Genomic DNA, 9,754 nt, shown 5'->3' with positions numbered 1-9,754 from the left:
TTCCGGTTCCGGTTCCGGGGCCGGCCGGCAGTCGGCCCCGGGGCGCCCGCTCCCGGTACCCGCTCGCACCCCGTGAGCCTCCGGGGCGGGACGGGGCGCAGACGGAGCACGGGACCGGGAGAGGGGCCGGCCGCCGCGCGGCGGGCGCGCGGGGCGAGGGGCGCGGGGCCGCCGGACCAGGAGGGGCCCCCGGCCTCGCGTCACCGGAGCCGTACGGGGGGCGTCACCAAAGGGGTGGGGGCGCCGCCATCGCAGGTGTGGGGGCGTCGCCGCCGGGGCCCCGACGGCGCTACCGGTACCCCGGTGTGCGGGGGCGGGCGGGCGCGCGGCAGAATCCTTGCCTGTTCCTCGAACGAGCCCCGCCATACGGGGGGTTGGCGCGCTGCCCGGCGTACGCCGTACCGCGATCCGTGCCGAGCGCGCTACGTCGCCGCCGCGTAGCGCCGCGTGTGCGCCGGGGCCTCGGGCGCCCTCACGCTGTGTCGCGCCCCGGGCGCGGGCGGTTCCCCTCGTCGCTTTGGGGAAGCCTGCCGGAGGGTGGGGCGCGGCGGAACCAGTCAACAAGTTTTCCGTCAACGGGCGTTCGGATATCGGTGAAGCTGTTCCGGATGTTGTATTAACAGTCCGTTTCGGGGGTGTCTGTCTGCGATGCCTTTGTCCGGATTTCGGTACTCCGTCCTCGGGTGATGTGACCAAAGCGAGACCCTTTAAGTGTGGTTTACGGGCCAGGTGTGCTCAATCATGGGGTCCATTGAGCTCGGGTCAATGGGTCACGCGCTGTGGGGAGCGCCGACCTACGAGCACACTCGGGGTGCCGGGTCTTATGTCGCTGTCAGGGGTGTCAGCGCGTATCCGGTGCCCTCTCTCGTAGTGACAGTGGACTCCTGAGGAGGCAAACCCATGCGCGGTGCCAGTAGCGCCAAGTGGGTCGCGATGGCGGCGGTCGTGGCGCTGGCCGCGACGGCTTGCGGCGGCGGCGACAGTGACAGCGACGGCGGCAACAGCGGCCCGGTCGACAAGAACGGCAAGGTCGTCTTCGACAACGGCGAGCCGCAGAAGCCGCTGCAGCCGGCGAACACGATGGAGTCGTACGGCAGTGCCGTCATCCGGTCGCTGTTCCAGGGCCTCGTTGACTACGAGGCGGGCACCGGCAAGATCATCAAGGAGAACGCCGAGTCCGTCACCACGAAGGACAACAAGCTCTGGACGATCAAGCTCAAGAAGGGCTGGAAGTTCCACAACGGCGAGGTCGTCACCTCGAAGTCGTACGTGGACGCCTGGAACTGGGCCGCCGCCACCAAGAACAACCAGCAGAACAGCTCCTGGTTCGCGGACATCAAGGGCTACGAGGACGTCCACCCCGAGAAGGGTGACGCCAAGGGCGACACGATGTCCGGCCTGAAGGTCGTCGACGACACCACCTTCACCATCGAGCTCGTCACGCCGGTCCCGTACTACGAGTACAAGCTCGGCTACGAGGTCTTCTCGCCGCTCCCCTCGGGCTTCTTCAAGGACCCCAAGGGCTACGGCCAGAAGCCGGTCGGCAACGGTCCCTACAAGTTCGTGAAGTGGGACCACAACAAGCAGATCGAGGTCGAGACCAACCCCGAGTACCAGGGCACCAACAAGGCCAAGAACGGCGGCGTGATCTTCAAGAACTACGCCAAGCCGGAGGCTGCCTACCAGGACCTGCGCTCGGACGCGGTCGACGTCATCCGCCAGGTGCCGCCGAACGACCTGCCGAACTACAAGAGCGACCTCGGTGACCGCGCGATCGACCAGGACTACTCGGCGATCCAGACGATCAACCCGGCGTTCTACAACACGCAGTTCAAGGACATCGACGTCAAGGTCATCCAGGGCCTGTCGATGGCGATCGACCGCGAGACGATCACCAAGACGGTGCTCCAGGGCACCCGCGTCCCGGCCACCGGCTGGGTCGCCAAGGACGTCCTCGGCTACGAGCCCGGCGCCTGTGGTGAGTTCTGCAAGTTCGACCCCGCCAAGGCCAAGAAGCTGATCGAAGAGGGCGGCGGCGTCCCGAACAAGGCCATCAAGATCCAGTACAACGCCGACGGCGGCCACAAGGAGTGGGTCGACGCGGTGTGCGGTTCCATCCGCAAGGCCGTGGGCGTCGAGTGCGTGGGTGACTCGAAGGCCGACTTCCAGGCCGACCTGGAGGCCCGCGACAACAAGCAGGTCAAGTCGATGTACCGGTCCGGCTGGGTGCTGGACTACCCGTTCAACGGCAACTTCCTCCGGGACCTCTACGGCACCGGCGTCGCCGGTAACAAGGGCGCCTTCTCGGACAAGAAGTTCGACGACCTGGTGAAGAAGGCCGACAACGCCAAGACGCTGGACGAGTCGGCCAAGGAGTACAACCTGGCCGAGCAGCAGCTCAAGGAGACCTTCCCGGCCATCCCGCTCTGGTACTACAAGGTCAACGCTGGTTACTCGAAGAACGTTTCGAACGTGAAGTTCAACCAGAAGGGCGACCCGATCCTCACCGACATCACGGTGAAGCAGAAGTAGTCGTCGGACGTTGACGCCGAGGGGCGGCCCGAACCGGGCGCCCCTCGGCCCACGGGGGCAGCCGGTTCCTTACCTGGGACGCGGCTGCCTTCGGCCGACCCCAGAACGGAGGCACGATGGGGCGATACGTCGCGCGGCGACTGCTCCAGATGATCCCGGTCTTCATCGGGACAACCTTTCTCATCTTCGTCATGGTGCGAACCCTGCCCGGCGACCCCATCCGGGCGCTGTGGGGTGACAAGGCGCCGGACCCCACACAGCTCGCCGCGCTCCGTCACGAGTACGGCCTGGACGACCCGCTGTGGCAGCAGTACATCGACTACATGAAGGGCCTGTTCCAGGGCGACTTCGGCACCACGGTCGGCGGCCGTCCGGTCTCCGAGATCCTCACCGACGCCTTCCCGGTCACCATCCGGCTCGCGCTGATCGCGCTGATCTTCGAGATGGTCCTCGGCCTCGTCCTCGGTGTCTTCGCGGGCATGAAGCGCGGCAAGCTCGTTGACCGCAGCGTGCTGGTGCTGACCCTGCTCGTGATCTCGATCCCCGTCTTCGTGCTGGCGTACATCTGCCAGACGGTGTTCGGCAACGAACTCCAATGGACCAAACCAACGGTCCAGGACTCCCTGAGTATCGAACAGTTGATGCTGCCCGGCATCGTGCTCGGCGCTCTCTCACTCGCCTACGTGGCCCGGTTGACCCGTACCACCGTCGCGGAGAACCTGCGCGCCGACTACATGCGCACCGCGCTCGCCAAGGGCCTGCCCCAGCGGCGCATCGTCGTCAACCACCTGCTGCGCAACTCGATGATCCCGGTCGTCACCTTCCTCGGTACCGACGTCGGCACGCTCATGGGCGGCGCCATCGTCACCGAGGGCATCTTCAACGTCCAGGGCGTGGGCGGTGCCCTCTATCAGGGGCTGCTCCGACGCGAGGGAAGCACCGTGGTGGGCATCGTGACCTGCCTGGTCTTCGTCTACCTCGCCATGTCCTTGATCATCGACCTGCTGTACGCGGTCCTGGACCCGAGGATTCGCTATGCCTGACATCACCAAGACCTCGGCCACCCCGTCGGACACCGAGACCGTCACCACCTCGGGCGACACGGCCCTCGCGGGCACCGCGGCCGTCGCCGCGCCCGAGAAGGAGCGCGGTCTGTGGGGCGACGCGTGGCGCGACCTGCGTCGCAACCCGTTCTTCGTCATCTCCGCCCTGCTGGTGGTGCTGCTGATCGTCATGTCCCTCTTCCCCGGCTGGTTCACCAGCGCCGGGCCTCGGGACGCCGACCTGCAGAACCACTACCTCAGCAAGCCGGAGCTGGGGAAGTTCTTCTCGCCCGACTGGTTCGGCTACGACAACCAGGGCCGCAGCATCTACGCCCGCGTCGTCTACGGCACCCGCGCCTCCATCCAGGTCGGCGTCGGCGTCACCCTGCTGGTCACCCTCTTCGGCGGCCTGATGGGCATGCTCGCCGGCTACTTCGGCGGCTGGCTGGACGCGCTGCTGTCCCGCATCACCGACGTGTTCTTCGGCATCCCGTTCCTGCTCGGCGCGCTCGTCGTGCTGAACGCGTTCACCGAGCGCTCGGTGCCCGTCGTGATCGGGGCGCTGGCCTTCCTGGGCTGGACCCAGATCGCCCGCGTGATGCGCGGTTCGGTCATCACCACCAAGCAGGCCGACTACGTGATGGCGGCCAAGGCGCTCGGCGCCGGCACGACCCGCATCCTGGTCAAGCACATCCTGCCGAACGCCATGGCGCCGGTGATCGTCGTCGCGACCATCGCGCTCGGCGGCTACATCTCGGCCGAGGCCACCCTGTCGTACCTCGGCATGGGCCTCGCGGAACCGACGGTCTCCTGGGGCATCGACATCTCGACCGCGTCCCAGGTGGTGCGGAACAACCCGCACGCCCTGTTCTTCCCGGCCGGCATGCTGACCCTGACCGTGTTCGCGTTCATCATGCTCGGCGACGCGGTGCGCGACGCCCTCGACCCCAAGCTGCGCTGAGGGAGGCGTACGTGACCACCATCGACAAGACCGCGAGCGCCCCCAGCCGGCGCATCGAGGACGACGGCGACACCCCGTTGCTCGAAGTCCGCGACCTGCACGTGGAGTTCAAGACCCGCGACAGCCTGGTCAAGGCCGTCAACGGCGTCAACTACAGCGTCCGCGCCGGTGAGACGCTGGCCGTGCTCGGCGAGTCCGGGTCCGGCAAGTCCGTGACGGCCCAGGCCGTCATGGGCATCCTCGACATGCCGCCGGGCCGTATCCCCCAGGGGGAGATCCGGTTCCGTGGCGAGGACATGCTCACCATGTCCAACGAGCAGCGCCGGCAGATCCGGGGCCGGAAGATCGCGATGATCTTCCAGGACGCCCTGTCCTCGCTGAACCCGGTGCTCTCCGTGGGCTACCAGCTCGGCGAGATGTTCCGGGTGCACCAGGGGATGTCCCGCAAGGCCGCCAAGGCCAAGTCCATCGAGCTGATGGACCGGGTGCGCATCCCCGCCGCCAGGGACCGGGTCAACGACTACCCGCACCAGTTCTCCGGCGGTATGCGCCAGCGCATCATGATCGCGATGGCGATGGCCCTGGAGCCGGACCTGATCATCGCGGACGAGCCCACCACCGCCCTGGACGTCACCGTCCAGGCCCAGGTCATGGACCTGCTCGCGGAGCTCCAGGCCGAGTACAACATGGGTCTGGTGCTGATCACCCACGACCTCGGCGTGGTCGCCGACGTCGCGGACAAGATCGCCGTGATGTACGCGGGCCGCATCGTGGAGACCGCGCCCGTGCACGAGCTGTACAAGCGCCCCGCGCACCCGTACACCCGTGGTCTGCTCGACTCGATCCCGCGCCTGGACCAGAAGGGCCAGGAGCTCTACGCGATCAAGGGCCTGCCGCCCAACCTGACGCGGATTCCCGCGGGCTGCGCGTTCAACCCGCGCTGCCCGAAGGCGGATGACGTCTGCCGGAGCGAGGTGCCGATCCTGCACCCCGTGACCGAGCGGGACGGCACCGACCTGCCGGGTCGCGGCAGCGCGTGCCACTTCTGGAAGGAGACGATCCATGGCTGACCCCACCAGGAAGGACGAGGCGGCCGGGAAGGGCGCGTCCCCGGACGCCACGCCCAACGTCACCGCGGTGGACGTCGTCTCGGCCACCACCGAGGCCGAGGTGGAGGCCGTACTCGACGCGCCGGTCGAGCGCGGCGAGCCGATCCTCCAGGTCCGCAACCTGGTCAAGCACTTCCCGCTGACCCAGGGCATCCTCTTCAAGCGGCAGATCGGCGCGGTCAAGGCCGTGGACGGGGTCTCCTTCGACCTCTACCAGGGCGAGACGCTGGGCATCGTCGGCGAGTCCGGCTGTGGCAAGTCCACCGTCGCCAAGCTGCTGATGACGCTGGAGCGGGCCACCGCGGGCGAGGTCTTCTACAAGGGCCAGGACATCACCAAGCTGTCCGGGCGCGCGCTGAAGGCCGTACGCCGCAACATCCAGATGGTCTTCCAGGACCCCTACACCTCGCTGAACCCGCGTATGACGGTCGGCGACATCATCGGGGAGCCCTTCGAGATCCACCCGGAGGTCGCGCCCCGGGGGGACCGGCGCCGCAAGGTGCAGGACCTGCTGGACGTGGTGGGCCTGAACCCGGAGTACATCAACCGGTACCCGCACCAGTTCTCCGGTGGCCAGCGCCAGCGCATCGGCATCGCGCGTGGCCTGGCGCTCAACCCCGAGGTCATCATCTGCGACGAGCCCGTCTCGGCGCTGGACGTCTCCGTGCAGGCGCAGGTCATCAACCTGATGGAGAAGCTGCAGGACGAGTTCAACCTCTCCTACATCTTCATCGCGCACGACCTCTCCATCGTCCGGCACATCTCCGACCGCGTCGGCGTGATGTACCTGGGCAAGATGGCGGAGATCGGCACCGACGCGGAGATCTACGACCACCCGACGCACCCCTACACCCAGGCGCTGCTGTCGGCCGTCCCGGTCCCCGACCCCGAGGCGCGCGACGGACGCGAGCGGATCATCCTCTCCGGAGACGTCCCCTCGCCGGCCAACCCGCCCTCCGGCTGCCGCTTCCGCACCCGCTGCTGGAAGGCGGAGGACAAGTGCGCGAAGGAGGTGCCCCTGCTCGCGATCCCGGAACGGTTCGTCGGCCAGAACACCCCCGCCGCGCACGAGTCGGCGTGCCACTTCGCGGAGGAGAAGGACGTCGTCCACGCGTGACGCTCGCCGCTGAGGCGAGGAGTGGACAGGGCTGACCCCCCGAGGGCGCCCGAGCCGGACCCCGGCTCGGGCGCCCTCGTCGTCCGCGCGGCCTCACCCGGCCGGCGGCCGGAAGCCGCCGGCGCGGGCCCCCAGGCCCGGCGGCGGCGCCGGCTCAGTCGAGGCCGACGAGTTCGCGGGTCAGGTCGTGCAGCCGCAGGGCGGCGACACGGTCGAACGCCGCTCCCCGCAAGGGCAGTTGACGCCCCCGGTGGTACGCCGTGAAGGGGGCCGGCGGCGGGTCGTCCAGGAGGCGGACCGCGGGGACCACGGCCTTCGCGACGGGCGTGGCGAGCACGGCGAAGGTCGCCCTGGTCAGGGTGCGCCACGGCTGCGGCAGGTGCTGGGGCATGCCGGTCGACACCACCCCGGGGTGGTAGCCGACGTAGCGGACCGGCGTCTGGGGGTAGAGGGCCGGGTACGCCGTGCCGAGCAGGTCGTTGGCCCGGAACGCCTGCAGCGTGGCCCGAGGGCCGCTGTAGCGGTCGGCCAGTTGGAGGTCGTCCCAGTGCGGCCGGCCCAGCCGGACGCCGGGCGTCCCGACGTTCAGGACGACCGGGCGGCGCGCCGCCTCCAGCGCCGGGCGCAGGCCGTGGCTGAGCACGTAGCGGCTCAGGTAGCCGAGGGCGAAGGCGTGCTCGAAGCCCTCGGGGGTCACGCGGCGGGGCCCGAGGAGTCGGTACCGCTGCGCGCACAGGACGAGCGCGTCCACCACGGGGCCGACCGACCGGAGGCGGGTCAGGAGTTCCCTGGTGGCGGCCACCGAGGTCAGGTCGGCCCGCAGGAAGGTGACGCGGTCGGCCGCCCCCGCCTCGGCCGCCTCCGCCAGCAGGGCCGCGCCCCTGGCCGGTGTGCTGCCCACGGCCACGACCCGCGCTCCGTGGCGGAGGTAGTGCAGTGCGAGCCCCTTGCCGAGCCCGTCCGTACCCCCGGTGATGACCACCGTCCGCATCGCTGGTTCCCCTTCCCCTGTTCCGCCGCGCCCCGTCGGGCGTGCGCGCGGCGCGGTCCGTGAACGCTATCCGGATAAGGCATATCCGCTTAGCCGGGACCGTACCACGAAGCGGATATGCTCTATCCAGTTGATGGGGAGTACGCGCGCGGAGAGGAAGGGCCATGGTGGGTGGGGAGGGCGGTGGCGTGGCCGGGTCGGGCGGAGCGCGTCCGCTGCGGCGGGACGCCGAGCTGAACCGGCGGCGCGTCGTAGGGGCCGGGCGCGAGGTCTTCGCCGAGCGCGGGCTGGGGGCCACGCTCAACGACGTGGCGCACCACGCGGGGCTCGGCGTCGGCACCGTCTACCGCAGGTTCCCCGACAAGCAGGCGCTGGCGGAGGCCGTGTTCGCCGAGGAGTTGGCCGAGATCGCGACCTGGGCGCGGGAGGCGCTGGCCGAGGAGGAGGCGTTCGACGCCCTCGCCGCCTTCCTGACCAGGGCGTTGGAGCGGGCCGCGGACAACAGGGGGTTGCGCGAACTGATGCGGCAGGGGCTCGGGCAGGACGGCGAACTGGCGCGGGCGCGGGCGGAGATCACCCGACACTGCGCGGCGCTGCTGACGCGGGCCAGGGCGCGGGGCGCGCTGCGGGCCGGGGTGACGGGGGCGGACCTCGCGCCCATCGCCGCGATGGTGGACGCGGTCATGGCGCTGCCGGGGGAACACCCGACCCGGCTCTGGCGCCGCTATCTCGTCGTCGTCCTGGACGGGCTCCGCGCCCATCCCGGCCAGCCGCCACTGCCCGAGCCCGGCCCGGCGGGCTGAGGGCGGGAGCCGCCGACGGTGCGGAGGCCGGTGCGGGGGTCGGCGTGCGGGGCCGGTGGCGGTGGCCCGACCGGGGCCGGTCGGGCGGTCTGGTCGGGTCAGGTCGGACAGCCGAGCGACCAGGTCGGGCTGCCGGGTGGTCGGGCGTCGGGTGGTCAGGTCGGGTGGTCGGGGGTCGGGCGGTCGGGCCTCGGTTCCTCGGCCGGTTCCGCCCCGGCGCCGGGCACGTGGTCGGCGCGGGGCGGGCGGCCGTCGCGGGGCGTGCGGCGCCCCGTCGCGGGGTCACACCCGGCGCCACCGGGCCAGTGCCAGCGAGAACGCGCCGAACAGCACGAGCCCGGTGGCGATCGCCGCCAGCAGCCACGGTCCGGCCGGGGCGTCGGCGAACGTCCGCAGCGTGTCGTCCATGCCCTTGGCCTGGCTCGGGTCGAACTCCAGCGCGGCGCGTACGGCGAAGACGCCGGCCACGGCGAACAGCGTGCCGCGCGCCACCCCGCCGACGACCCCGAGCACGTCGACCACCCGGCGGGCGAGGCGGGACATCCGCGCGTGCTTGAGGTGCTTGTGGAACGAACGGCGCGCGGCCTGGATGACGATCCAGCCGCCGGCACCCGCGATCGCGAGTCCCGCGACGGCCACCAGCCACTGCCCGGCGGGCCAGCCCAACGCGTCGGCCGTCACGTCGCGGGACTTCGCGTCGCTGGACCCGCTGCCCCGGCCCCTGGCGGCGAAGGAGATCATGGAGTAGGCCGTGAACCCGTAGAACACGGCGCGCCCGGCGGACATCAGCCGCTTACGGGCCTTGCGGCCGTCCGGGCCGGCCGCCCCGAACAACGCCTCCGACAGGCGCCACAGCGCCAGCCCGGCGATGCCGATGCCGACGGCCCACACGAGGAACGCGCCGAAGGGCTGTCCGCTCAGCTCCCGCAGCGCCCCGCCGTTGTCGGCCTGTTCGCCGCCGCCGAACGCGATGCGCGCCGCGAGCAGCCCGACCAGGCAGTAGAGCACGCCACGAGCGGCCAGCCCCCAGCGCGCGGCGACATCCATGGCCGAACTGTTCGCGGCCGTACGCGCCGCGCGGCGACCGCCGCGCACCGTCGCCACCGTGCCCATCGCACACCTCCGGGGACCTGGGAACCGGGACCCCTCTCGCATGCCCCGGTCCGCACCGCGCTAACGGCACGGTTCCGGCCCGCGC

The 9,754-nt window shown here is 70.5% G+C and carries 8 protein-coding genes; 6 read left to right on the top strand and 2 right to left on the bottom strand.

From position 1 onward, the window contains the following. Positions 1 to 900 precede the first annotated feature (900 nt). From ACFVFR_RS22545 to ACFVFR_RS22525, 5 genes are all read left to right on the top strand, one after another. Entirely contained in the window at positions 901 to 2,532 is a 1,632-nt protein-coding gene (locus ACFVFR_RS22545; RefSeq protein ID WP_383704482.1) for an ABC transporter substrate-binding protein, read from the top strand. A 116-nt stretch (positions 2,533 to 2,648) separates the two neighbouring features. Further along, positions 2,649 to 3,575 carry an ABC transporter permease gene (locus ACFVFR_RS22540; RefSeq protein ID WP_383704480.1) on the top strand — a complete coding sequence of 309 codons (927 nt, stop codon included), beginning with the start codon at positions 2,649 to 2,651 and terminating at the stop codon, positions 3,573 to 3,575. Beyond that, positions 3,568 to 4,536, top strand: a complete 969-nt coding sequence (locus tag ACFVFR_RS22535) for an ABC transporter permease (RefSeq protein WP_383704478.1) — start codon at positions 3,568 to 3,570, stop codon at positions 4,534 to 4,536. The genes ACFVFR_RS22540 and ACFVFR_RS22535 overlap by 8 nt, the downstream gene beginning before the upstream one ends. 11 nt (positions 4,537 to 4,547) lie before the next feature. Next, positions 4,548 to 5,606: an ABC transporter ATP-binding protein gene (locus ACFVFR_RS22530; protein ID WP_383704476.1), complete on the top strand. Its 1,059-nt coding sequence runs from the start codon at positions 4,548 to 4,550 to the stop codon at positions 5,604 to 5,606. Beyond that, positions 5,599 to 6,762 carry an ABC transporter ATP-binding protein gene (locus ACFVFR_RS22525; protein ID WP_383704474.1) on the top strand — a complete coding sequence of 388 codons (1,164 nt, stop codon included), beginning with the start codon at positions 5,599 to 5,601 and terminating at the stop codon, positions 6,760 to 6,762. The genes ACFVFR_RS22530 and ACFVFR_RS22525 overlap by 8 nt, the downstream gene beginning before the upstream one ends. A gap of 154 nt (positions 6,763 to 6,916) precedes the next feature. On the opposite strand, the gene ACFVFR_RS22520 is transcribed toward ACFVFR_RS22525, so the two are convergent. Beyond that, the gene (locus ACFVFR_RS22520; protein WP_383704472.1) at positions 6,917 to 7,753 is read right to left on the bottom strand and encodes an SDR family NAD(P)-dependent oxidoreductase; all 837 of its coding nucleotides are present in this window, start codon (positions 7,751 to 7,753) and stop codon (positions 6,917 to 6,919) included. Positions 7,754 to 7,917: 164 nt separating this feature from the next. Between ACFVFR_RS22520 and ACFVFR_RS22515 the strand changes: the two genes are divergently transcribed. Next, positions 7,918 to 8,556 carry a TetR/AcrR family transcriptional regulator gene (locus tag ACFVFR_RS22515; RefSeq protein ID WP_383704470.1) on the top strand — a complete coding sequence of 213 codons (639 nt, stop codon included), beginning with the start codon at positions 7,918 to 7,920 and terminating at the stop codon, positions 8,554 to 8,556. Between the two features lie 282 nt (positions 8,557 to 8,838). Here the strand turns inward: ACFVFR_RS22515 and ACFVFR_RS22510 are convergent, their stop codons facing one another. After that, positions 8,839 to 9,669, bottom strand: coding sequence for a DUF1206 domain-containing protein (locus ACFVFR_RS22510; protein ID WP_383704468.1), 831 nt, complete (start codon positions 9,667 to 9,669; stop codon positions 8,839 to 8,841). Between the last annotated feature and the right edge of the window lie 85 nt (positions 9,670 to 9,754).

It is taken from the genome of Streptomyces sp. NPDC057702, from assembly GCF_042799315.1.
In the GTDB taxonomy this organism is placed as follows: Bacteria; Actinomycetota; Actinomycetes; order Streptomycetales; family Streptomycetaceae; genus Streptomyces.
This window is presented reverse-complemented; position numbering and strand designations above follow the sequence as displayed.

Excerpts from the sequence above, each read along its gene's own strand:
- ACFVFR_RS22545 (WP_383704482.1), top strand. The coding sequence starts at position 901 with ATGCGCGGTGCCAGTAGCGCCAAGTGGGTCGCGATGGCGGCGGTCGTG.
- ACFVFR_RS22540 (WP_383704480.1), top strand. The coding sequence starts at position 2,649 with ATGGGGCGATACGTCGCGCGGCGACTGCTCCAGATGATCCCGGTCTTC.
- ACFVFR_RS22535 (WP_383704478.1), top strand. The coding sequence starts at position 3,568 with ATGCCTGACATCACCAAGACCTCGGCCACCCCGTCGGACACCGAGACC.
- ACFVFR_RS22525 (WP_383704474.1), top strand. The coding sequence starts at position 5,599 with ATGGCTGACCCCACCAGGAAGGACGAGGCGGCCGGGAAGGGCGCGTCC.
- ACFVFR_RS22520 (WP_383704472.1), bottom strand. The coding sequence starts at position 7,753 with ATGCGGACGGTGGTCATCACCGGGGGTACGGACGGGCTCGGCAAGGGG.
- ACFVFR_RS22515 (WP_383704470.1), top strand. The coding sequence starts at position 7,918 with ATGGTGGGTGGGGAGGGCGGTGGCGTGGCCGGGTCGGGCGGAGCGCGT.
- ACFVFR_RS22510 (WP_383704468.1), bottom strand. The coding sequence starts at position 9,669 with ATGGGCACGGTGGCGACGGTGCGCGGCGGTCGCCGCGCGGCGCGTACG.